A 23,742-nucleotide genomic window follows, 5' to 3' on the forward strand; every position below is an offset into this window, starting at 1 on the left:
TTTCGCGGCGTCTCAACAACTCATCGTCTGACGCTGATAAACGCTGATGATCTCGCCCGCCACCGCCACGGCAATTTCTGCCGGTAGCTTGCCCTTCACATCCGGCAAACCGATCGGGCAACGCAGGCGTGCCAGCGTATCCGGCGCGATCCCTTTTCCTTCCAGCCGATAGCGAAAACGCTGCGCTTTGGTTTCCGAGCCAATCACCCCGGCATAACAGAAATCTCCCCGACGCAGAATGGCTTCGCTTAACGCCAGATCGAGCGGATGATGATGGGTCATCACCACGAAGTAGCTGCCTGGTCGCGCTTCGGCCACACCATCCACTGGCTCTTCCAGCTGTCGCACCCTGATACCCTCCGGCACCGTGCGGAACTGCGCCGCACGGCTATCAATCCAGGTAATGTGACAGGGTAACGTCGCCAGTAGCTGCACCAGCGCCTGACCCACATGCCCGGCACCATAGACCTGAATTTCCGGCTGCTGCTGCATCAGCGGTTCAAACAAAATCGTCGCCATACCGCCACAGCACTGCCCCAGACGCGCACCAAGGGCAAATTCCTCGCTATGCGGTGTACAGCGCTGCTGTTGCAGCATCTCCCGCGCCTGCGCGATACATTGATATTCCAGATGACCGCCGCCAATGGTGAGAAAACTGTTGCTGGCAGTGACCACCATTTTGCTGCCGCTGTCACGCGGCACCGAACCGCGCTCGCTGAGCACGGTCACCAGGACACAACTCTCCCGTTTTTCCCGCAGGCCATGCAGTACGCTAATCCAGTCGTGGTAGATCATCATCCGCTCCCGAGAGGCGCTGTACGCCCCAGAATACCCGTTCCGGTGTGGCAGGCGCATCCAGCAGTGGATGCTGACGATAATCCGCTACGCTGGCGACGGCATCCTGCAACGCGCACCATACGGCAATCCCCAGCATAAACGGCGGTTCACCGACAGCTTTAGAGTGGAACACCGTCTGCTGCGGATTTTTGCGATTCTCCACCAGGGTGACGCGCAGATCCGCCGGGACATCGCTGATAGCCGGGATTTTGTAGCTGGCCGGGCCATCAGTCAGCAGTTTGCCCTGATCGTTCCATACCAGTTCCTCACAGGTCAGCCAGCCCATGCCCTGTACAAAACCCCCTTCTACCTGGCCGATATCAATAGCCGGATTCAGGGAGGCTCCCACGTCATGCAGGATATCGGCGCGCAGCAGGCGGTATTCGCCGGTGAAGGTATCCACCAGCACTTCGCAGCAGGCCGCGCCATAGGCGAAGTAGTAAAACGGCGTGCCGCGCCCGGCGTTGCGGTCGTAATGAATACCCGGTACGCGATAGTATCCGGTGGCAGAAAGCGGAACCTGATTCAGCCAGGCCTGCTGGCAGACCTGGGCGAAGGTAAAATGTTGCTCCCCGACCCGGACGATGCCGTTGCTGAAGTTCACCTGCTCCGGCCCGCACTGGTGTAGTTTGCACAGCATCTCCGTCAGGCGATCGCGCAGCGTTTGCGCCGCATCCTGGGCGGCTTTGCCGTTAAGATCGGCCCCACTGGAAGCAGCGGTTGGCGAGGTGTTGGGCACTTTGCCGGTATCGGTGGCCGTGATCTGGATTTGGCTGATGTCGATTTGCAGCACTTCTGCGACGATCTGCGCCACTTTGGTGTTCAGCCCCTGGCCCATTTCGGTGCCACCGTGGTTCAGCTGCACCGTGCCGTCGGTGTAAATCAAAATCAGCGCACCGGCCTGATTGAGGAAGCTTGAAGTGAATGAGATGCCGAATTTCACTGGCGTCAGCGCCAGACCGCGCTTCATGACACGATTGGCCGCATTGAACGCCTGAATTTCGCTGCGCCGCACAGCGTAGTCGCTACTGCTTTCCAGCTGCGCGGTGATCTCATCCAGCAGATTATCTTCCACCTGCTGATGATAATGGGTGACGTTGCGGTCCTGCTTACCGTAGTAGTTACGTTTGCGTAGCTCCAGCGGGTCCAGCTGCAACTCACGCGCAATGTGGTCCATGATCTGCTCAATCGCCACCATGCCCTGCGGACCACCAAAGCCACGATAGGCGGTATTTGACGCGATATTGGTGCGGCAACGGTAACCCGTGATCAGCGCATCGCCGAGGTAATAAGCATTATCGGCATGGAACATGGCTCGATCGACTATCGATCCACTAAGATCGAGCGAATATCCACAATTTCCTGCCAGATCGATCCTCACCCCACAAAAACGCCCCACATCATCGAAGCCGACGTCGTAACGCACATAAAATGGATGACGCTTGCCAGTGATACGCATGTCATCACGGCGAGCGAGACGCATTTTCGCTGGCCGCCGGGTCTGGCTCGCGGCGATCGCACACAGGCAGGCCACCCCTGCTGCCTGGGTTTCTTTACCACCAAAACCCCCGCCCATGCGGCGCATATCGATGGTGACATTGTTCATGCTGATGCCCATCACTTCTGCCACCAGCTTCTGCACTTCGGTGGGGTTTTGCGTGGAGGAAAACACCTGCAAATTGGCGTCCTCGCCGGGGATCACCAGCGCCGTCTGGGTTTCGAGGTAAAAATGTTCCTGACCACCGATATGAAAGCTGCCCTGAATGCGGTGTGGCGCGCGCGCCAGGGCAGCATCCGCATCGCCACGCTGATGGATGTGGGGCTGCTGGACAAAATATCCCTGCTCCAGCGCCTCGCACACATCGAGGATCGCCGGTAACGGTTCATATTCGACGATGGCCGCAGCGACCCCGGCGCGTGCCGCTTCCGGGGATTCGGCGGCAACGGCGATCACCACCTGCCCAAGATAGTCGACTTTATCCTGTGCCAGCAGCGGATCGCCGGGCTCCAGCGGGCCGACATCGTTGATAGCCGGCACATCACGCCATGTCAGGACGCTGACCACACCCGGCACCGCATAGCAGGGCTGCACATCGAGTCGGGTGATACGTGCATGGGCATGTGGACTCAGTAACGGGCAAAGGTGTAACAAACCCGGCAGCTCCGGTTTGTCATCGATATAGATCGCTTCGCCGGAGACGTGTTTATCGGCACTTTCATGCTTACGGCTGCGCCCGACACCCGTCTGGATACCGGCGTCAAACTGCGATTTTAATAACGTTTCATTCAGTTCCGGGCGGTTATGAGACATAGCGCGTTACCTCCGCAATGGTCAGTTCACCGCTGGCCTGCGCGTAGTAGCGACGCAACAGATTACGTGCCACCTGTAAACGATAAGCCGCGCTGGCGCGGAAGTCGCTCAGTGGCTGGAAATCATGGCTCAGCGCGGCACAGGCGCTTTCGATGGTGGTCAGATTAAAGGGGGCGCCGGTTAGCACGGCCTCGGCTTGCAACGCACGTTTGGGTGTGGCCGCCATACCGCCAAAGGCAATACGGACGCGCTGCACCGTGCCATTCTCCAGCTGCATATTGATCGCGGCAAAGATGGCAGAAATATCGTCATCCAGGCGTTTTGAAACTTTCCAGGCGACAAAATCAGGTGACACCGTCACGCGCGGAATAATGATGTTGCGGATAAACTCCCCCGGTTGTAACACCGTCTGGCGATAGCCAGTGAAAAACTGGTCAAGCGCCACTTCACGACAGTGCTCCCCCTGCTGTAATTCCAGCCGGGCGCTGAGCGCCAGCAGCATCGGTGCAGCGTCGCCAATCGGTGAGGCATTGCCGATATTGCCGCCCAGCGTGCCCTGATTGCGGATTTGCAGTGAAGCGAACCGCTCCAGCATGGCACTGAACGCCGGAATACGCGTTGCCAGAAACTGATAGCAATGATGCAGCGATGCCCCTGCGCCCAGACGCCAGTTTTCATCATCTTCCAGACAGGTTTTCAGTTCCGCCACCTGCTCCAGCGCGATCAACAGCGGAAGACGCTGATACTGCTGGGTGATTTGCAGGCTGAGGTCGGTGCCTCCCGCCAGCAGACGCGCTTGCGGATGCTGCTGATACAACGCCGCCAGCTGTGCCACCGTTTTCGGGACAAAACAGCGGCTGCCATTGGCCTCCAGCACCTGGACTTCATTGTTGGTCAGCGCCTGTAAGCGCTGCACCAGGTGGGTTTCGCTTTGGCTGAAGTTATCGCACACCGGGTGCTCACAGGCCTGCTGCGCCGCATCCATAATCGGCCGGTAGCCGGTGCAACGACACAGATTCCCCGCCAGTGCCTGCTCCGCCTGATGCCTGTCCCAGCCGTCACTGTTTTTCTGCAAGGTAAATAACGACATCACAAAACCCGGCGTGCAGTAGCCGCACTGTGAACCGTGGCAATCAACCATCGCCTGCTGTACCGGATGCAGATCGCTCCCCTGGCGCAAGTCCTCCACGGTGATCAACTGCTTGCCTTGCAAACTGCTGACCAGCGTCAGGCAGCTGTTCACCGTTTCATAGTGCATATGGCCATCCACCACTTTTCCCAGCGTCACGGTACAGGCACCGCAATCACCTGAGGCGCAGCCCTCTTTGGTGCCGCGTCGTTGCTGGTGATTACGCAGGTAATTCAGCACGGTGAGATTCGGATCGAGGTCGCGCTCGGTCACCAGTCGATTATTAAGCAGAAACTGAATCATGCAGCCTTTACCCCGCTTTCACGTTGCCAGACGGGTTGACCATTCACCCAGGTCTGGGCGATGTTGCGATCGTCACCCAGCGTCATCAGCACAAACAATTTCTCCCAGATATCTTTGCTGTTGGCATAGCGCAGCTGCTGCAATGCCGATACGGCCGGGTCGAGTACCACGAAATCGGCCTCTTTTCCGGGATTGAAGTTGCCAATGGCATGATCAAGATCGAGCGCATGCGCACCACCCAGTGTTGCGTGGTAGAAGGCTTCACAGGCGCTGAGTTTGTAGCGTTGCAGCTGGCCGACTTTATAAGCTTCGCCCAGCGTCTGGAGCAGATTGAAGGTGGTCCCCGCACCGACATCGGTGCCGATGCCCATGCGCACCCCCTGCTGCCAGCAGCGTTTGATGTTAAATAAACCGCTGCCGAGAAACAGGTTGGAGGTTGGACAAAAGGCTATCGACGAATCGGTGTCGTGCAGGCACTGCCATTCATGGTCTTCCAGATGCAAACAGTGGGCAAAGACGCTGCGTTTCCCGGTGAGCTGGTGCTGATGGTAAACATCAAGATAACCGTCGTGCTCCGGGAACAGTTCTTTCACCCAGGCGATTTCCTGAGGATTTTCGCTCAGGTGGGTATGCAGCCAGGTATCGGGAAATTCCGCGCGCAGCTGACTCACCTTTTCCAGCAACTGGGGCGACGATGTGGGGGCAAAACGTGGCGTCAGCGCGTAGCTTAATCGTCCCCGATTGTGCCAGCGCTGAATCAGCTCACGGGTTTGCAGATAGCTGGCTTGCGGCGTTTCCGTCAGATAAGCCGGTGCATTGCGGTCCATCATCACCTTTCCGGCGATCAGGCGCATATTGAGTTGCTCCGCAGCACTGAACAACGCATCGACTGATTGCGGATGCACGGTACCGAACACCAGCGCGGTGGTGGTGCCATTGGCCAACAGCTGATGCAGAAAAAATGCCGACATCTGCGCAGCGTGATCGGGGCAGTGATACTGGCTTTCTACCGGGAAAGTATATTGATTCAGCCATTCCAGCAGTTGCTCACCAAACGCGCCGATCATTTCGGTCTGCGGATAATGGATGTGAGTATCGATAAAGCCCGGCACGATCAGTTTGCCACGCAGGTCGACCAGGCTGGTGGGATCAATGTGTTTCTGAGCCGTTTCCCAGCTTTCCAGGCTGACGACTTTCCCGTCGCGCACGGCCAGTACCCCATCTTCGAGGTAGCGCGCCTGATCGGCAATGGTGTCAGGCTGGGTAGCCAGGCCGGTAAAATCAAAAAAGCTGGCCCGCAGCGTGATTTCGGATGCAAAAGGCATAAAATGTTCCTTAGTTGAGAAAGCACCCGGCTTTCTCTTTGTTATGGCAGGTGACGGCCTTTTATGCAGATTGCAAACAACATGCCAACGCGGAAATATCATTTATTTATTTATATTCAATGGCTTATGTTCAACCCATTTGTTTTTAGTCATGCTGAGCAGGCAACCGAATGCGCAACCGGTTGCCTGGGTTAGCAATCGGTTGCGATTTAACAACTGCCAGATTTGGTGCGATTGGCGTGAGAATGACGTGTGTCATCGTGGTGCAGGCCTGCGCCATCATTGTGCATGACAAATTCGGTCAATGCTTTTTATGGGCAGAAGACCTGGCTTGAGTTCGAAGAAAGGATTGGGTGCATTGAGGCTAGCCGCAACCATCAGGATTGGCGGGGATCACTCCCCGCCGGTTGCTCTTACTTAGGTTCGTAATCCATGACAGCAGCAACCTCCATGTGACCGGTTCGAATCCGTATCTCACAAAGGTCTTTCCTCGATACCAGCAAGGCGGCGACTACCGCCCCTAATACGATAATGGCGATCATGATCGCCTTATGCTGCTTCATGGTTGCTTCTCCTTGCCTTTCGGCGCGTAAGAGGCTACCTTTATGTGGCTGAAGCATAAAGATGGGCCTCAAGTTGATTTATAATCACTTGGGGCTTTTCTCTTTCTGCCTTTGACAAATGCTTAAGACAGAAAGCCTCAAGCACCCGGCGCGATTCTAAGCCAACCCTCTGACTTATCCAAAATTTTCCATACGTTCCGCTTCGGTAATCCGTGTTTTTGTCTCAATTTTGCGATCCACTACAGACTTTGTTCTCTCGTCAGTTTTTCTTTGTCAGAATAGATTAGTCTGGACATACAATTGTTAAGGAACAGTGAGATGATTATTTTTGTTACCGGTGCGACCGCCGGTTTTGGTCAAAGTATCACCCGCCGCTTCATTGCTACAGGTCATAAAGTGATCGCCAGTGGACGCCGCGCTGAGCGCCTGCAGGCGCTGAAAGACGAGCTGGGTGACAATCTGTATACCGTTCAGCTGGACGTGCGTAACCGCGCGGCCATCGAAGAGGCTATCGCCGCCCTGCCTGCCGAGTGGCGCAATATTGATGTGCTGGTTAACAATGCCGGTCTGGCGTTGGGCGTGGAACCAGCACATAAGGCCAATATTGAAGACTGGGAAAATATGATCGACACCAACAATAAAGGTTTGGTGTATATGACGCGCGCATTGCTGCCAGCCATGGTGGAACGCAATGTCGGTCATATTATCAATATCGGCTCAATTGCCGGTAGTTGGCCATATCTCGGTGGCAACGTTTACGGTGCGACCAAAGCCTTCGTGCGTCAGTTCAGCCTCAATCTACGTACCGATTTACATGGCACCGCGTTGCGCGTAACCGATATCGAACCGGGTCTGGTCGGCGGCACCGAGTTTTCTAATGTCCGTTTTAAAGGCGACGACGGTAAAGCGGATAAGGTGTATGAAGGCACCACCGCACTGACAGCCGAAGATGTGACCGAAGCGGTGTATTGGGTCGCGACGTTGCCGAAACACGTCAACATCAATACCCTGGAGATGATGCCAGTCACGCAAACGCTGGCCGGTCTGAAGGTACATAAAGAATAACGTGTTGCGGCGCGATTTATCGCGTCGCTACGCTTCACTGCCCCAGCCCGCCACAATAATCAGCATGCCACTTAAGGCAATCAGACCGCCTGCCCAATCCCACGGGCTAAGTTTTACCCCATCGACCAGCTGCAGCCAGATCAGCGCCGTCATCACATACACACCACCGTAGGCGGCATAGACGCGTCCACTCGCCGCCGGGTGTAACGTCAGCAACCAGACAAATAGCATCAGGCTGGCCGCAGCCGGTAGCAACAGCCATGCCGTCGCCCCCTTCTTCAGCCACAGCCACGGCAGAAAGCAGCCAACAATTTCCGCGATAGCAGTGAAAAAGAACAACAGTGCGGTTTTAACCAGCATAAAAAGTCTCTCAGAAGTCTCAACAAATGCCTCACCGCTGGTGAGTAAAGAAGCAGCGATGATATACTAGCGACCATTGTTGTTACAGCCACCATCGCGGCTGTGCTGGCGTTAACTGAAGGAAAAGATGATGAAAAAACTGTTTCCCGCACTACTGGCTGCGGCACTGACCTCCAGCGTACTGCTGGCTGCCCCCCTGGCTTCCGCGCAGACCGATAAACTGATCATTGAAAACGGCAACAGCGCTGCCAGCAATGAAGCAGCACGCCAAAGCAAGGAACAATGGAATGACACCCGCAACCTGCGCGACAAGGTGAATACCCGCGTCGAGAAAGAGTTCGACAAAACCGACAAAGCGTTTGATACCCGTGACTCATGTGAAAAAAGCTATAACGTCAACGCCTACTGGGAACCCAACACCCTGCGTTGCCTGGATCGTCGTACCGGCCGCGTGGTCGCACCATAAGCCGCTGATGCTGCTATAGTCATCAAGGGAATAAAAACCAAAGGAGTGTGTGATGAATAAACGTGTAGCCGTTGTATTGCTGTCCCTGCTGGCATTGCCGATGCTGGCACAGGCCTCCTGTGAAAGCGTAAAAGCAGACATCAGCAAAAAAATCATCAGTAACGGCGTAGCCGAGTCAGATTTTACCCTGGATATCGTCGCGAACGATCAGGCCGACCAGGCCGGTGGCCAGGTTGTGGGCCATTGCGAGAATGATACCCAGAAAATTGTCTACAAAAAGCTGAACCACGACGCTGACAGTAACGAACCCAATGCTGCGGGCAGCTCGCAGGATTCATCTTCACAGTAAACATACCCTGTAGCGGCGCGTTTTTTCGCGCAGGTTTTTGGCACCGCGCGCCGCTACGTATTCTCTGGTCGCTGATGCGGCATCAGCCACGCAATCCATAGTGTCAGGCTGGCAATGAGCAGCGCCACCACAAACACCCAATGTAGTGAACTGGCAATCTGGGCTATCCACTCCTGCAATGTTCCGTGTGGCAAGGCCTGACGGCTTTCATGCGACATGATTTTTTGCATCGGATCGCTGGCCTGCGGCAGCCGTAGCATCAGGTTATAATTCAGCACCGCCCCCATCAGCGCAGTCCCAATCGCCGAACCCAGCATCCGGCTGAACATAATCGACGCGGTACAAATGCCACGAATTTCATAATGCGCATGGTTTTGCACAGAAACCAGGAAGGTGGTGCTGGTCATTCCCATGCCCGTACCGATCACAAAAGCGGTGAATCCAGCCTGCATAATGCTGCTATCGGCGCGTAATAGCAGCAATAACGCACTACCGGCTATTAACAATAGCGCCCCCAACTGCGCGGTAATGCGGTAAGAGGTCATCAGCATCAGTCGTCCACTCAGGGTGCTGGCAAGCGGCCAGCCAATCGACATCATCGCCAGCGCGCTGCCTGCCTGTAACGGCGTGCCACCGGTAATGCCCTGAATCCAGGTGGGCAGGAAAGCGCTGATCCCCATCATCGCAGCCCCGATAATCAGGTTACCCGCATTGCCCGCCACGATTAACCGGCTGCGCCAGATAGCCAGCGGAAACAGCGGTGCCGCCGCGCGTTGCTCATGACGCTTGAGGAAAACCGCCGCGATCAGCGCCATCACCAGAAACAGCAGCAGCCAGTAACCGAGGACTTCTGCCTGCAACAAGGCGATCAGCAACGCGCTGACGCTCAGCATCAGCCAGGCGCAACCCGTGATGTTCAGCGCAGCGCTTTGCTGTTGTTCATGCGCCGGAAGGAAACGCGCCAGCAGCAGCATGGAGAGCAGCCCAATCGGCACGTTGACCCAGAAAATCACCGCCCAGCTGAAATGCTGTACCAGCCAGGCACCACTCAACGGCCCGAGTATCGCCGCCACTCCCCAGACACTGGAGAGCCAGCCCTGCACACTGGCGCGTTCGCGCGGTGAGTAGATGTCCGCAACGATGGTGGTGGTCAGCGGCATGATGGCCCCCGCTCCCAATCCCTGAAAAGCGCGGAACAGGATGAGCCATGTCATGCTATGGGCAAAGCCGCACAGCACTGAACCGATAAGGAACAGTGAAACCCCAACAAAAAATAGCGTTTTCCGGCCCCACATATCCGCCAGCCGCCCGTAAAGCGGCACGGTCACCGCCTGGGTAAGCAGATAGATGGAGAAAACCCAGCCAAACTGCGAGAAGCCGCCCAGATCGGCAATGATGGTGGGCATCGCTGTCGCCACAATGGTGACCTCAATCGCCGCCATAAACATAGCCAGCATGCAGCCGATCAGGATCCAGTGACGATTTCCCGTTTGTATTTCTGCGCTCTCAGTCATTTTTCTTCCTTCCTTTGCCTCAAGGCTAGACGAAATTTGCCGTCGTCAATTTCCTCTGCGTGCGCTCGCTTGTGACAGTGTCACATAATTCGATGAATTTTTTTTATTGTCGTGAATTGCCTTATTTCATGCGGGTTGAACCCGTTTTTTCCCCTTTTTCTATCTGTCTGATTTTCCCCTGAAAACTGGCATCTTCCGTTTTAGGTTGCTATAGGTCTAAAACCCCTTTCCCGGTTTTCACTGGAAAAGTGACATTAAGTAGTCGTTTTATCTGCAATCTTAATTTTTTAAATGTTTTTATGATTCAGGGAGAAGCACGCTATGCAAAACGCATCGCTTGCCCGACGAGCCGGGTTGGCAGTGCTTGCCATTGTAGTGGTGGTTGGGCTGCTGGTCTGGGGACTCGGGCTGGATACGCTGCGCGCCCGTCGGGTGGATTTAATCTATCTTGGGCAACAGCATTTGTTTTTGGTGTTCTGGTCAATGTTGTTCGCGCTGCTGGTCGGTATTCCCAGCGGCATTTTGCTGAGCCGTCCGTTTGCCCGGCGCTGGGCTGAGTACGTGATGCAGATTTTCAACGTCGGCAACACGCTGCCACCGCTGGCCGTGCTGGCGCTGGCGATGGTAATCGTCGGCATTGGCGATCGTCCGGCGTTAATTGCCCTGTTCCTCGCCTCTTTGCTGCCTATCGTGCGAAATACCTTTGCTGGACTGAGCGCGGTCCCCCCCTCGCTGCTCGAAGCCGCCAACGGTATTGGCATGACCAAATTTCAGCGTTTGCGTCAGGTGGAAATACCCAATGCACTGCCGGTGATCCTTGCCGGGGTGCGGATTGCTACTGCCATCAATGTTGGCACTGCGCCGCTGGCGTTTTTGATTGGTGCCAGCAGCTACGGCGAGCTGATTTTTCCTGGCATCTATCTCAACGACTTCCCAACGCTGATCCTCGGTGCAGCGGCAACTGCCCTGTTCGCGCTGATCCTCGATATGCTGCTCGCCGCAGTGGGACGCATCCTCAGCCCGCACTCAGCGGCATAACCACAGGAGCCTTGTGATGGCCACTGCCAACCTGCTGGCGCGCTGGGCAAAACGCACCGCGCTGGCACTGACCGCAACCCTGGCACTCAGCCAGGCCGCTGCGGCCGCCACCCCCATTGTGATGGCGACCAAAAGTTTTACTGAGCAACACATTCTTTCCGCCATGACGGTGATGTGGCTGCAAAAGAAAGGTTTTCAGGTGATCCCAAAAACCAATATCGCCACCACCATTGGTCGTAACGCGATGATCAACAAACAGATTGATATGACCTGGGAATATACCGGAACTTCGCTCATCATCTTTAACCACATCAATAAGCCGATGTCGTCACAGCAGGCTTATCAAACGGTGAAAGATCTTGACGGTAAGCTGGGGCTGATCTGGCTGGACCCGGCCCCCATGAACAATACCTACGCCTTCGCCATGAAACGTGAACGTGCTGACAAGGAAGGTATCAGCACCATGTCGCAACTGGTGGCAAAGCTGGAGCAGATTCGTAAGACTGACCCGGATCATAACTGGAAGCTGGGGCTGGACCTGGAGTTTGCCGGGCGTTCTGATGGCCTCAAGCCGTTACAGAAGGCCTACAACATGCCGCTTGACCGCCCACAGATTCGGCAGATGGATCCCGGGTTGGTATACAACGCGGTGCAGGAAGGCTTTGTTGATGCTGGCCTGATCTACACCACTGACGGACGTGTAAAAGGCTTTGATCTCAAGGTGCTGGAGGATGATAAGCACTTCTTTCCAAGTTACAACGTCACGCCTGTGGTGCGTAAAGATGTGCTGGAGAGCCATCCGGGACTGGAAGCTGCGCTGAATCAGTTGTCACCGCTGATCACTGACGAGGCGATCACCGAGATGAATAAACGCGTCGATATTGATCACCAGTCTCCTGAACAGGTGGCACGTGATTTCCTTAAATCTAAAAACATGCTGTAAGGAGGCGCTATGGATACCCTGCATTACATCATGGATAACTGGGACACCCTGCTGGCCCTGACCTGGCAGCATACCTGGCTGGTGCTGGTGGCGGTTGGTTTTGCCATTGTGGTTGGCGTACCGCTGGGCATTTTGATTGTGCGCTTTAAATGGCTGGCTACGCCGGTATTGGGTATTGCCACCATCGTACTCACCATTCCGACCATCGCGCTATTTGGCCTGATGATTCCGCTGTTTTCGCTGATCGGTCAGGGGATTGGTGCCCTGCCAGCCATCACCGCCGTGTTTCTTTATTCACTGCTACCGATTGTGCGTAACACCCACACCGCGCTGGAGAACCTGCCACCGGGCCTGCGTGAAGCCGGACGTGGTATCGGCATGACCTTCTGGCAGCGCTTGCGCTGGGTTGAGATCCCCATGGCACTCCCGGTCATTTTTGGTGGTATCCGCACCGCCGTGGTGATGAATGTGGGCGTGATGGCGATTGCCGCGGTGATCGGTGCAGGTGGTTTAGGCCTGCAGCTGCTGGATGGCATCAGCGGCAGCGATGTACGTATGTTGATTGCCGGTGCGTTGATGATTTGTGTGCTGGCTATTGTGCTTGACTGGCTGCTGCATCGTTTGCAGTCGGCGCTGACTCCTAAGGGGATTCGATAATGATAAAACTGGAAAACCTGACGAAAACCTTTACCCAGAAAAATGGCACCCGCTTCAATGCCGTTGATAACGTCAGCCTGGAAGTGCCCGCCGGGGAAATGTGTGTGTTGCTCGGCCCTTCTGGTTGCGGCAAAACCACTACGCTGAAGATGATCAATCGACTGATTCCCGCTACCAGCGGCAAAATTTTAATCAATGGTGAAGACACCAGCATGCAGGATACCGTGACGCTACGCCGCAATATCGGTTATGTGATCCAGCAGATTGGTTTGTTCCCCAATATGACCATTGAAGAGAACATTACCGTGGTGCCGCGCATGCTGGGCTGGGATAAAAAACGTTGCCGTGAACGCGCGACTGAACTGATGAGCATGGTGGCGCTGGATCCGACAAAATTCCTGCATCGCTACCCGCGTGAGATGTCAGGTGGCCAGCAGCAGAGGATCGGCGTGATCCGCGCGCTGGCGGCAGATCCACCGGTACTGCTGATGGATGAACCTTTCGGTGCGGTCGACCCAATTAACCGTGAGGTGATCCAGAATGAATTTCTCGACATGCAACGTCAGTTGAAAAAGACAGTGATGCTGGTCAGCCATGATATTGATGAAGCACTGAAGCTGGGCGATCGCATTGCGGTATTTGGTCAGGGCAAAATTGTGCAGTGTGCCAGCCCGGATGAATTGCTGGCGAAACCGGCGAATGATTTTGTTGGATCGTTTGTCGGCCAGGACCGCACCCTGAAACGTTTGTTGCTGGTGCAGGCGGGTGACGTCACCGATCAGCAGCCGACCATTACCGTGCAGCGCAGTACTCCTTTGCAGGAAGCTTTCGCCACCATGGATGATAACGATATGCGCTCGGTAACGGTGGTGGATAATGACGGCAAGCCACTGGGCTTTGTGAAACGTCGGGAAGCGCGTGGTGCCAGTGGGCGCTGTGAAGAGATGCTGCATACCTTTACCGTCACCGGCAAAGCCGAAGAGAACCTGCGTGTGGTGCTGTCCAAACTGTATGAACACAATCTGGTGTGGATGCCGATTGTCGATGAGGATGGCCGCTACAGCGGGGAGATTTCGCAGGATTATATTGCGGACTATCTGAGCTCGGGACGGACACGTCGGCGGTTGAATCCTTAACTGCTCGATCCGTAGCGGCGCGATTTATCGCGCAATCCCGTGCACGATGCGGGAAAAACCCGCGCGATAAATCGCGCCGCTACGGTCAGTGTTTAATGGGAGTCCTCTGCGGCGGCAGTGGTCAGTGCGGCGTTGCTCTGCTCTGACGGCAGCATCACATTCAGCACAATCGCCAGAATGCCGCCGGTGGTCACCGCATGACCGAACAAATTGGTGATGATCATCGGAAATTGTTTTAGTACATCCGGTACTGCTTCAACGCCGAGACCCAGACCAAACGACACCGCCACAATCAGCATTTCACGGCGTCCCAGCGGCGTCTGTGTCATCACGCGGATCCCAGCAGCCACCACGCTACCAAACATCACCAGCGTTGCACCACCCAATACCGGCGGCGGAATTTGCTGCAACAAATTACCAATCACCGGGAACACGCCGAGCAGCACCAGCATCAGACCGATCACCATGCCGACATAACGGCTGGCGACGCCGGTCATCTGAATCACGCCGTTATTTTGCGCGAAGGTGGTGTTCGGGAAAGCAGAGAACATCGCAGCCAGTACACAGCTGATACCATCAGCCAGGATGCCACCCTGTAGACGACGCTGGAAACCTTCACCCTCAATCGGCTGACGTGACAGCAGGCAGTTGGCGGTGAGATCCCCTACCGCTTCGATCACGCTGATCACGGAAACCAGCGCAATCGGCACAAAAATCGCCCAGTCAAAGTTGAAGCCAAAACGGAAAAAGCCCGGCATCACCAGCCAGCTGCTGGGTGCCATCGGTTTGAGTTGCAGATGGCCGGTCAGCGCTGCCGCCACACAACCCACCGCAATCCCTGCTACCACCGCAATCAGACGCGCCCAGCGGTTACGTGAGCGGTTAAGCGCCACAATCACCAGCAACGTCAGTGCGCCCAGCGCCAGGTTCCAGGGGGCGCCGAAGTCCGCCGCGTTATGGCCGCCCGCCCAGTCAGTAATGCTGACTTTTATCAGGCTTATACCAATCAGGGTGATCACCGTACCGGTCACCACTGGCGTCAGCACTTTACGTAATGGTGCGATACAGCGGCTGATCAGCATCGGGATCAGGGCGGCGATCAGGTTGCAGCCGAAGATCATCGCCATGATCTCTTCCGGGGAACCGCCACGCGCTTTCACCATCAGTCCACCCGACAGGATGACGCCAAGGAAGGCAAAACTGGTGCCCTGCAGGCAGATCATTCCCGCACCAATGCCCATAAAACGCCGAGCCTGGATAAAGGTGCCCAGTCCGGAGACCAGTAACGACATGCTAATCAGATAAGGAATATAAGCCTGTAATCCCAGTACCGAACCAATAATCAGCGGTGGCGTAATGATGCCCACTACGCTAGCCAGCACATGTTGCAGTGCGGCAAAAAATGCGGGAACTGGGCCTATGCGTGCTTCCAGCCCGTACAGCAAACCTTTTTCATCTGAGTGCGACATAACGGTGCTCCGGCAGTAAATTCATCAGGTCAGCTGATGCATGAATCACGCCAGAGCAATAAGTTTCCGTGATGTTTTTGGCAATTCGTTGAATTTACTAGGGATTAATTTGCAGAAAACGGCGGCTGAATCTGCAACCTTAGATTCAGCCTTTCCGTATTTGCCACTTTTTGTTTCATCATGCCGCTGGTTTTGCACTGTCGCTGTGCGACAGGCGGTTATCCAGCAATGAAAGATCGAGGTAACCACTCAGCTCGCGTTGTTCTGCACGTGGCAGATAGGGCAATTCACCCAATAACGGGGCGACCAGCTTTTCACTCAGTACATCAATGATTTCAGCATAATGTGCCAGCCCAGGGTTGATGCGATTCGCGACCCAGCCAACCAGCGGCAGACCATCCTGTGCGATTGCCTCGGCGGTCAGTAAAGCATGGCTGATGCATCCTTCTTTAATCCCGACGACCAGAATCACCGGCAACTGCTCCTGTTTTACCCAGCTTGAGAGCGGTTGCAGATCATTCATCAGGCAACGCCAGCCACCCGTTCCCTCAACCACCACATGCGGGGCGCGATCCTGCAAGGCAGCCAGCCCTTTACTGAGCAGCGGATAATCAATTTGATGGGTGGGACTGGTGCTGATTTCATCCTCTTCCAAAGTAATAGGATTGATAGCGGCATAAGGTAATGCCAGGCCAGAAGCCTGCTGCAACAGCAACGCATCCTTGTTGCGCAAGCCTTCCGGGGTCTGTTTTGCGCTTTTAGCAATGGGCTTATAGCCCACGGCGCACTGACCTACCTGTGCAAAGCACTGTAGCAGCGCGCGGGAAACCACGGTTTTGCCCACCGCGGTGTCGGTACCGGTGATAAAGAGTGTCTTCACCCTTCCTCCTTACGTGTAGCGATGTGAACCAGAGGTAACGAAGGGGCAGTGTAAGTAAATGTCGTACCTGACAGATTGCGTTAGCGCAAACTTAGGGCGAGCTAATCAACCCTGGAGCAGTTTTACCAGCAAATGACCGGAATAAAGGGCATCTTTGATTAATGCCGCGGCCCCTAACGTACCGGGATCGTTAAACGCGGTGGGGGCCAGCTGGATTTCGTCGCTGTAAGCCGGTAATGCCTGCTGGCGAATGGTGCTGCTGACGGCAGGGAACAGTACGCCAGCGGCCTGATTAAGCGGGGAACCAATGAGAATCTGACGTGGATTGAAGATATTAACCATCATTGCCAGCATGCGACCAATATGATGTCCGACTCCGGCAATCACATCGGTCGCCAGACGGTCGCCCTGCTGTGCCGCCTGACACAGGGTTTCAATGGTCAGCGGAGCCGCATGCAGACGGCTCTCTGGCTGAGTCGGCAGGCGTAATTTCGCGAGGTTGAGTAAACTGCCGATACTGGCAACCGTTTCCAGGCAGCCATGATTGCCGCAGTAACATTGCTGACCATAAGGATCAATTTGCGTGTGACCAATTTCTACCAACGCCCGCCCGCTCTTGTGCAACAGTTGTCCAGCGGTAATCACGCCAGCCCCTACGGTTTCATCGATCACAATTTGAATTACGTCCTGCGCCCCGCGTGAGGCACCAAACAGCGATTCAGCCAGCGTCCACGCGGAAATATCATGCTGCACAAAAACCGGCACACCGCTACGTTGCGATAGCGTCTCACCCAGCGGCATATCTTCAATATCGTAACCGGGGATACGATGCACGACACCGGACGCGGCATTGATCAGGCCTGGCAGCGTGATGGCGATGGCCGTCAGACGCTCCAGTTTTTTCTGATGACGGATAAAAAAGGCATCAATCAGTTCCAGCAGCTCCTGCAAGAGCGGCTTGTCCGGGCCGACGATCAACGGCAGACGCTCCTCCTGCAAGGCCCGGCTGCTGAGATCACGTAATGTCAGGGTGATGTGACCCGGTTGAATACGTACTGCCAGATAATGCCAGGCCAGGGTATCCAGCAACAGGCCAATCGCCGGACGCCCACGGCTGCCTGGTTCCTGAAATTCGGTTTCCTGAACCAGATGCGCGTCCAGCATTTCACGGACGATTTTGGTGATGCTGGCCGGGGCTAGCTGCGCGCGCTTGGAAAGTTCAATACGCGAAATCGGGCCGAAACGATCGATCAGTCGGTAAACCACGCCTGCATTGGTCTGCTTTATCTGGTCAATGTGGCCAGGTTGACTGTCCTGATTCACGCCCTGCTCCCGGTTATTTTCGCGCTTCTAAATAAATAGCAACTATGGTGCGGCAGAATGGCGAATAGCGCCAAATATTTGATTAGATATGTGATTTATCGCACATAAAGCCTGGTGTTTTTCTCACCCACTGGCTTAAGTTTCAGCGTTGCGCTGCAAAAGCATCATCATATTTGCCATCTGTGCGCTGGGTTCGCGCGTGGCTGACCATACCAGCCATACTTCCGAAAGCGCATCGCTTTCATGCAGCGGCAGCCATACCACATCAGCCAGCCGCGCCCGCCGAAACGAAGCGGGTAAAATCGATACCCCCAGCCCGGTCGCCACCAGCCCGAGAATGGTCATCGCTTCCCCCACTTCCTGCGTAATAAAGGGTTTAATCTGGTAACGGTGCAGCAGGGCCAGAATCTCACCATACAAGGCGGTGCCGCCCTGCGGATCAAAGAAAACAAAGGGTTCATTAGCCAGTGCCTGGATAGAGATAGACTCAGCATCGGCCAGCGGATGCGCCCAATGCACCACCGCACATAGCGGCTCGCGCAGTAACAATTGATGCTGCAAATCAGCGGGCAGCGGCGTATTGCGCATCACCCCCAGATCGAGCCGTCCTTCATGTAACGGTGCCAGCTGCTGCCGGGTGTTAATCTCCTGCATCTGGATATGGACCTGCGGCCAGCGCTGACGGAAATGGTAAAGCGCATCAGAAACCAATCCGGTAAAAGGCGCGGACGAGGTAAAACCGATGCGCAGCTCCCCTTCCTGACCATTATGCAACCTGACGGCACGACTGGCGGCCTGTTCAACCTGCAACAGGATCCCGCGCGCATCCTGTAAAAACTGCTGTCCGGCGGCGGTCAGCTGCACGCTGCGATTGGTGCGGGTAAACAACTGTGCACCAATCTCCTGTTCCAGCTGCTGGATCTGCTGACTGAGCGGCGGTTGTGAAATATTCAGGCGCTGAGCCGCACGACCAAAATGCAACTCTTCTGCCACTGCAATGAAATAGCGTAGATGGCGCAGTTCGATATTCATATTTTAAACGTCTCATTCGAGATTATTAATATATTGTACAACCTATTCAGACTTTCTTACGATATCAATACCTTCATAATCTTAAGGATTTTCCGTGAGTCGCTCTTCTCAGGCTGTGACACTCGATGAGGACGAAGTGTCCGTTGTGCCTGCCTCAGTTCCCGCATCAGCAACATGGATTGAACGTGGTTCGCCGCAATTTATGCGTGTGACCCTTGCCCTGTTCTCTGCGGGTCTTGCCACCTTTGCCCTGCTTTATTGCGTCCAGCCTATTCTGCCCGTGCTTTCCCAGCAGTTTGGCGTGTCGCCCGCGGCCAGCAGTATCTCGCTGTCGTTGTCGACTGCCCTGATGGCGCTGGGGTTGCTGGTCACCGGCCCACTTTCTGATGCTATTGGTCGTAAGTCGGTGATGGTGACCGCTCTGATGCTGGCGGCCATCTGTACCGTCATTTCTGCCATGATGACCAGCTGGCATGGCATCCTGCTGATGCGCGCGCTGATTGGCTTATCGCTAAGTGGTGTGGCTGCGGTGGGGATGACTTACCTGAGCGAAGAAATTCATCCGCGTGTTATCGCCTTCTCTATGGGGTTATATATCAGCGGTAACTCGATTGGCGGAATGAGCGGGCGTCTGCTGACCGGGGTGCTGACCGACCTGTTTTCATGGCGCATCGCCATTGGCGTGATTGGCTGCTTTTCGCTGGCTTCCGCCCTGATGTTCTGGAAAATCCTGCCTGCTTCCCGTCATTTTCGCCCGGCTTCATTGCGTCCACACAACCTGTTGATCAATTTCCGTCTGCACTGGCGTGATAAGGGGCTGCCGCTGCTGTTCGCAGAAGGTTTTCTGCTGATGGGCGCGTTTGTCACCTTGTTTAACTATATAGGCTACCGCCTGTTAAGTGCCCCCTGGTTTCTCAGCCAGGCAGTGGTGGGATTGCTGTCGGTGGTTTATCTGACCGGGTCCTGGAGTTCGCCGAAAGCGGGTGCCATGACCAGTCGCTTCGGACGCGGTCCGGTGATGATCGCCGCCACCGCCATTATGCTGTGCGGGTTATTGCTGACCGCCTCTAATACACTGTGGATTATTCTGCCCGGCATGATGCTGTTTACCGCAGGTTTCTTTGCCGCTCACTCGGTTGCCAGTGGCTGGATTGGTCCGCGCGCCCGCAGAGCCAAAGGCCAGGCCTCTTCCCTCTATCTCTTCAGTTATTACGCGGGTTCAAGCTGTGCTGGTACCTTAGGTGGCGTATTCTGGCACAGCTTTGGCTGGAACGGCGTCACCCTGTTTATCAGCATGCTGTTGGTGCTGGCCTTGCTGGTCGGATGGCGTTTGCAGTGCCGTAAACTGTAATACCCTGCATCTTTTTAACGGGGCCATTGCGCCCCGTTCTCTCCTGAAAAACACTTTCCGGCAAACCTTTAGTCCCATTCAAAACAAAATATCAATTGCTAGCTATAATTTATTCTATTCCAACAATAGTCAGATTTTTTTATTTCACAGCAACGAGGACGTCAGATGGGACTCTATTATTATGTCGATAAACACGCAGGCTTTAACGATAATCACGTGGTACATGCCATCGGTTGTCCTTTCCTTCCTCCTGATGCGGCACGGCGTTTTCTCGGCACTTTTTACACCGCGAATGCAGCTATTCAGCAAGCACGAAAATTTTTCCCCAGTGCCATGGGTTGCGAGCATTGCTGTCCGGTTTTGGTAAAAAAAAACCTGACCACTCAGAATAGCGTGGCGCTAAAACACCTGGTGTGACTCTGATAATCCCGGTCTGGATCCCGCTACAGCGGTGCGCCATTTTGTTAAGTTTTCCTGTGGCATTTCGCTATGTTAGACACACGTAAACGTGCTTCAGGTTGGATCGTTGATGCGGGAAAAATTCGCGAAATCGCAAATAGCGCTGCACTGGTTAACGGTACTGTTGATTGCCATTGCTTACACCACCATCGAACTACGGGGTCTGGCACCGCGTGGTTCGTTGCTGCGAAGTCTGATGATCATGACGCACTTTAGCTGTGGCGTATCGGTATGGGTGCTGATGCTGGCCCGCGGTGTGTTGCGCCATCGTCATGCTTCGCCGGATATCCTGCCGTCACCGGCACGCTGGCAACAGGGTTTAGCCAACCTGATGCATTTCCTGCTGTATGCGTTGTTTCTGGTACTGCCCATTTTGGGGGTGACCTCGAAGTATCTGAATGGTCGCCCCTGGCAATTGTTTGGCATGGAAATGCCCGTTAGCGCGACGCCTGATTTTGATCTCGCCGATAGTCTGATTAGCTGGCACGAGACCCTCGCCCCACTCGGTTACTGGTTAATCGGCCTGCATGCCGTCGCAGCATTACTGCACCATTACGTATTTAAAGACAACACGCTGCTGCGCATGATGCCAGCCCGCAAACGTGGCTGATAACCTCAGGCTATTAACTGTGTCGTTGGCGATAAAAAATATTCAGCAATAAAACGCGTTTAGAAGGTTTCCCTCAGCGTTTTAATCCTCCACAATAGGCACAAATTGTGATGGATGTCACTTTACATGGGTGTCCTTTGCCCTTCATTTGCTGCTGACTGATCTGAAATTAATGCAATCAACAACCGTCTCCCGTAAAACGGCCTGGCTACGCGTGGTGCTGCTGGCCATTGCCGCTTTTGTCTTTAATACCACCGAATTTGTGCCGGTCGGCTTATTGTCAGATATCGCCGCCAGCTACTCGATGAAAACAGCGGATGTCGGCATCATGCTGACCATCTATGCCTGGGTGGTGGCGTTGTTATCGCTACCGCTGATGCTACTGACGCGTAACATTGAGCGTCGCCTGCTGCTGTCGATCCTGTTTGTGTTGTTTATCGCCAGCCATGTGCTTTCGTCCGTGGCCTGGGATTTCACCTCCCTGGTGATCTCGCGTATCGGTATCGCTCTCGCCCATGCGGTGTTCTGGTCGATTACCGCATCACTGGCAATACGCGTTGCTCCGGCGGGTAAGAAGACCCAGGCGCTGAGTATGCTGGCAACCGGCACCGCACTGGCGATGGTTCTGGGTGTGCCAATTGGCCGCGTGGTGGGGCAGTATCTGGGCTGGCGCACCACCTTCGGCATGATTGGTTTGTCTGCTCTGGTGCTGCTGGTGTTACTGGCGCGCATTCTGCCACGCCTGCCAAGTGAACATACCGGGTCACTGAGTAGCGTGCCGATGCTGTTCCGCCGTCCGGCGCTGGTTAGCATGTATGTGCTGGTCACGGTGGTGGTGACAGCCCATTACACCGCCTACAGCTATATCGAACCTTTTATGCAGGTGGTGGCGAATTCCGGTGAGAACTTCACCACGTTGTTACTGCTGCTGTTCGGATCGGCGGGGATTGTCGGTAGCGTGCTGTTCAGTACCCTGGGCAATAAATATCCCTCAGCCATGCTGATCGCGGCCATCGCCGTGATTACGTTATGCATGGGTCTGCTGATTTTTGCCGCTGTGCGTCCGGCAGCGATTTCCACGCTCTGTATCCTCTGGGGTATGGCCATGATGATGATCGGACTGGCGATGCAGGTACGCGTGTTGTCGCTGGCACCGGATGCCACCGATGTGGCGATGTCGCTGATGTCCGGCATTTATAACATCGGCATTGGTGCCGGTGCGCTACTGGGGAACCAGGTCAGCCTGCATTTAAACATGGCGGACGTCGGTAATGTGGGCGGGTTAATTGGTCTGGTCGCGTTGTTCTGGTGTATCTACATTTTCCGTCGCTATCCGCAGTTGCGTTCGAACGGTTAAAGAAAGGGCTTCAGATACTCTGCTATCTGAAGCCAGCCCCTTCTTATTTATAGAGTTCTGCGGTGCCATGCAGGTTGTTGTTGCCAGAGGTCGAAGTGATGCGGAAAGACTTTGCTCCGGCAGCACTCGCCTTCTCCGCCAGTTGATTCTCCAGCGATGTCAAATCCGTGCTGCCTGATGCGCTCACTACGCCAATTTGCTGTTGATTCACTGGCGCTTCGCTTACCAGATCAGCAGCCATGCTACCAAACGCGATTGATGACAGGGCCACAGCGGCCAGGGTCAGTTTAATGCTTTTCATGATTTGTCTCTCTTTGCAGATGAAATTAGGGTCAGTCGCCATTAAGTTAACAACCGTTAAGTAAATGCTAGATCCAAAGCCGTATGCGCGTCAACTATTTTATTAACGCTCGTTATTTTAATGGGAGTGGCGTGAGTATGGGCTTTAGCGGCGATCTACACTTGGCGGATCAGGCGGTTTTTCCGATCAAAAGCACAAACGGGCAAAGCCGACACATCGCCTTACCTGCTGCCCTTGCATATTAATTTAATGATCGGTAATTTAATGATATGTTTTCGCCGTTGTGAGGATGTATGAGCCAGATGAGTGAACCGGTCATCCGCAAAAGTCGTGGCAGACCAAAAGTCTTCGATCGCGATGATGCGCTGGATAAAGCGTTGATGCTGTTCTGGGCGCATGGTTATGAAGGTACCTCGCTGGCAGATTTAGTCAGCGCTACCGGTGCGAAAGCCCCTACGCTCTATGCGGAGTTTGAAAACAAAGAAGGTCTGTTCAAGGCTGCTATGCAGCGCTATATCGAAAGGTTCAGCGCACAACGTAATGCCGTGCTGAATGATGCATCGCTGGATGTTAAGTCAGCGATAGAGGCGTATTTCCGCGCCACCGCGACCTGCTTCACCGAATGCGACAAACCGGCTGGCTGTTTTTTTATTTGTACTTCCAGCGCCCTTTCCGCCGGTTCTGAAGAGGTGGCACGCATGCTGGAGCAGCAGCATCATGCGCAGGAGCACGCGTTGCAGCAGTTCCTGGCTGCACGTCAGCAGCAGGGTGAGTTGCCTGCCTGTAGCAATACCACTTCGCTTGCCAGTTTTCTCGCCTGCGTGCTTCAGGGGATGTCAGTACGCGCCCGTGAAGGTGCCAGTCGGGAAGATTTAGAACAAATCGTTGCTACACAGATGGCTATCTGGCCTGCTCTGGCGGGTTATTGCTCAGTAAGAACGTGACGGCGCGAGCGTTCACGCCG

Annotated in this window: 24 protein-coding genes; 12 read left to right on the top strand and 12 right to left on the bottom strand. The window is 54.9% G+C overall.

Annotated elements, in window-relative coordinates; genetic code table 11:
- Nucleotides 1-12: 12 nt before the first annotated feature.
- The 5 genes from xdhC to CUN67_RS09885 all read right to left on the bottom strand — a co-directional run bounded on the left by xdhC (nt 13) and on the right by CUN67_RS09885 (nt 6,468).
- Entirely contained in the window at nt 13-795 is a 783-nt protein-coding gene (xdhC, locus tag CUN67_RS09865; RefSeq protein ID WP_208717154.1) for a xanthine dehydrogenase accessory protein XdhC, read from the bottom strand.
- Nucleotides 773-3,148, bottom strand: a complete 2,376-nt coding sequence (xdhB, locus tag CUN67_RS09870) for a xanthine dehydrogenase molybdopterin binding subunit (protein ID WP_208715099.1) — start codon at nt 3,146-3,148, stop codon at nt 773-775. The genes xdhC and xdhB overlap by 23 nt, the downstream gene beginning before the upstream one ends.
- Complete coding sequence (xdhA, locus tag CUN67_RS09875) at nt 3,138-4,580, bottom strand: xanthine dehydrogenase small subunit (protein ID WP_208715100.1); 1,443 nt, start codon at nt 4,578-4,580, stop codon at nt 3,138-3,140. Before xdhA ends, xdhB begins: the two co-directional genes overlap by 11 nt.
- A complete protein-coding gene (gene guaD, locus CUN67_RS09880; protein WP_208715101.1) occupies nt 4,577-5,905 on the bottom strand; it encodes a guanine deaminase in 1,329 nt (442 codons plus the stop codon). The genes xdhA and guaD overlap by 4 nt, the downstream gene beginning before the upstream one ends.
- Before the next feature lie 413 nt (nt 5,906-6,318).
- A complete protein-coding gene (locus CUN67_RS09885; protein ID WP_208715102.1) occupies nt 6,319-6,468 on the bottom strand; it encodes a Hok/Gef family protein in 150 nt (49 codons plus the stop codon).
- A gap of 318 nt (nt 6,469-6,786) precedes the next feature.
- Here CUN67_RS09885 and ydfG point away from each other — a divergent pair, with 318 nt between their 5' ends.
- Nucleotides 6,787-7,533, top strand: a complete 747-nt coding sequence (gene ydfG / locus CUN67_RS09890) for a bifunctional NADP-dependent 3-hydroxy acid dehydrogenase/3-hydroxypropionate dehydrogenase YdfG (protein WP_084874878.1) — start codon at nt 6,787-6,789, stop codon at nt 7,531-7,533.
- A 27-nt stretch (nt 7,534-7,560) separates the two neighbouring features.
- Here the strand turns inward: ydfG and CUN67_RS09895 are convergent, their stop codons facing one another.
- Entirely contained in the window at nt 7,561-7,893 is a 333-nt protein-coding gene (locus CUN67_RS09895; RefSeq protein WP_208715103.1) for a YnfA family protein, read from the bottom strand.
- 130 nt (nt 7,894-8,023) lie between these two features.
- Between CUN67_RS09895 and CUN67_RS09900 the strand changes: the two genes are divergently transcribed.
- Together CUN67_RS09900 and CUN67_RS09905 are read left to right on the top strand one after the other, a co-directional pair.
- Nucleotides 8,024-8,359 carry a DUF1283 family protein gene (locus CUN67_RS09900; protein ID WP_208717156.1) on the top strand — a complete coding sequence of 112 codons (336 nt, stop codon included), beginning with the start codon at nt 8,024-8,026 and terminating at the stop codon, nt 8,357-8,359.
- A 52-nt stretch (nt 8,360-8,411) separates the two neighbouring features.
- Nucleotides 8,412-8,708 carry a DUF1161 domain-containing protein gene (locus CUN67_RS09905; protein WP_208715104.1) on the top strand — a complete coding sequence of 99 codons (297 nt, stop codon included), beginning with the start codon at nt 8,412-8,414 and terminating at the stop codon, nt 8,706-8,708.
- A 53-nt stretch (nt 8,709-8,761) separates the two neighbouring features.
- Here the strand turns inward: CUN67_RS09905 and CUN67_RS09910 are convergent, their stop codons facing one another.
- On the bottom strand, nt 8,762-10,222 hold the full coding sequence (locus CUN67_RS09910) for an MDR family MFS transporter (RefSeq protein WP_208715105.1): 1,461 nt from the start codon (nt 10,220-10,222) through the stop codon (nt 8,762-8,764).
- 321 nt (nt 10,223-10,543) lie between these two features.
- Between CUN67_RS09910 and CUN67_RS09915 the strand changes: the two genes are divergently transcribed.
- The 4 genes from CUN67_RS09915 to osmV are packed head-to-tail and all read left to right on the top strand — an operon-like array spanning nt 10,544 to nt 13,996.
- Nucleotides 10,544-11,260: an ABC transporter permease gene (locus CUN67_RS09915; protein ID WP_208715106.1), complete on the top strand. Its 717-nt coding sequence runs from the start codon at nt 10,544-10,546 to the stop codon at nt 11,258-11,260.
- Between the two features lie 16 nt (nt 11,261-11,276).
- Entirely contained in the window at nt 11,277-12,203 is a 927-nt protein-coding gene (locus CUN67_RS09920) for a glycine betaine ABC transporter substrate-binding protein (RefSeq protein WP_208715107.1), read from the top strand.
- A 9-nt stretch (nt 12,204-12,212) separates the two neighbouring features.
- Nucleotides 12,213-12,860, top strand: a complete 648-nt coding sequence (gene osmW / locus CUN67_RS09925) for an osmoprotectant ABC transporter permease OsmW (RefSeq protein WP_084874892.1) — start codon at nt 12,213-12,215, stop codon at nt 12,858-12,860.
- Entirely contained in the window at nt 12,860-13,996 is a 1,137-nt protein-coding gene (osmV, locus tag CUN67_RS09930; protein WP_208715108.1) for an osmoprotectant ABC transporter ATP-binding protein OsmV, read from the top strand. The genes osmW and osmV overlap by 1 nt, the downstream gene beginning before the upstream one ends.
- 92 nt (nt 13,997-14,088) lie before the next feature.
- Here the strand turns inward: osmV and CUN67_RS09935 are convergent, their stop codons facing one another.
- The 4 genes from CUN67_RS09935 to CUN67_RS09950 form a co-directional block, all read right to left on the bottom strand.
- Nucleotides 14,089-15,465, bottom strand: coding sequence for a nucleobase:cation symporter-2 family protein (locus CUN67_RS09935; RefSeq protein ID WP_208715109.1), 1,377 nt, complete (start codon nt 15,463-15,465; stop codon nt 14,089-14,091).
- Nucleotides 15,466-15,643: 178 nt separating this feature from the next.
- Complete coding sequence (gene bioD, locus CUN67_RS09940; protein ID WP_208715110.1) at nt 15,644-16,345, bottom strand: dethiobiotin synthase; 702 nt, start codon at nt 16,343-16,345, stop codon at nt 15,644-15,646.
- Nucleotides 16,346-16,450: 105 nt separating this feature from the next.
- Nucleotides 16,451-17,668 (bottom strand): sugar metabolism global transcriptional regulator Mlc, encoded by a 1,218-nt coding sequence (mlc, locus tag CUN67_RS09945; RefSeq protein WP_208715111.1) that lies wholly within the window; start codon nt 17,666-17,668, stop codon nt 16,451-16,453.
- A 135-nt stretch (nt 17,669-17,803) separates the two neighbouring features.
- A complete protein-coding gene (locus tag CUN67_RS09950; RefSeq protein WP_208715112.1) occupies nt 17,804-18,700 on the bottom strand; it encodes a LysR family transcriptional regulator in 897 nt (298 codons plus the stop codon).
- Between the two features lie 94 nt (nt 18,701-18,794).
- Between CUN67_RS09950 and CUN67_RS09955 the strand changes: the two genes are divergently transcribed.
- The 4 genes from CUN67_RS09955 (at nt 18,795) to CUN67_RS09970 (ending at nt 22,477) form a co-directional block, all read left to right on the top strand.
- Nucleotides 18,795-20,051 (top strand): MFS transporter, encoded by a 1,257-nt coding sequence (locus CUN67_RS09955; protein ID WP_208715113.1) that lies wholly within the window; start codon nt 18,795-18,797, stop codon nt 20,049-20,051.
- A 165-nt stretch (nt 20,052-20,216) separates the two neighbouring features.
- Nucleotides 20,217-20,468: a hypothetical protein gene (locus tag CUN67_RS09960; protein ID WP_208715114.1), complete on the top strand. Its 252-nt coding sequence runs from the start codon at nt 20,217-20,219 to the stop codon at nt 20,466-20,468.
- 112 nt (nt 20,469-20,580) lie between these two features.
- Nucleotides 20,581-21,120 (top strand): cytochrome b561, encoded by a 540-nt coding sequence (gene cybB / locus CUN67_RS09965; RefSeq protein WP_208715115.1) that lies wholly within the window; start codon nt 20,581-20,583, stop codon nt 21,118-21,120.
- A gap of 172 nt (nt 21,121-21,292) precedes the next feature.
- Complete coding sequence (locus CUN67_RS09970) at nt 21,293-22,477, top strand: sugar transporter (RefSeq protein ID WP_208715116.1); 1,185 nt, start codon at nt 21,293-21,295, stop codon at nt 22,475-22,477.
- Nucleotides 22,478-22,520: 43 nt separating this feature from the next.
- On the opposite strand, the gene bhsA is transcribed toward CUN67_RS09970, so the two are convergent.
- A complete protein-coding gene (gene bhsA / locus CUN67_RS09975; protein ID WP_208715117.1) occupies nt 22,521-22,778 on the bottom strand; it encodes a multiple stress resistance protein BhsA in 258 nt (85 codons plus the stop codon).
- Between the two features lie 293 nt (nt 22,779-23,071).
- Here bhsA and CUN67_RS09980 point away from each other — a divergent pair, with 293 nt between their 5' ends.
- Complete coding sequence (locus tag CUN67_RS09980; protein WP_208715118.1) at nt 23,072-23,722, top strand: TetR/AcrR family transcriptional regulator; 651 nt, start codon at nt 23,072-23,074, stop codon at nt 23,720-23,722.
- Nucleotides 23,723-23,742: the final 20 nt, after the last annotated feature.

It is taken from the genome of Pantoea cypripedii (assembly GCF_011395035.1).
GTDB lineage: Bacteria > Pseudomonadota > Gammaproteobacteria > Enterobacterales > Enterobacteriaceae > Pantoea > Pantoea cypripedii_A.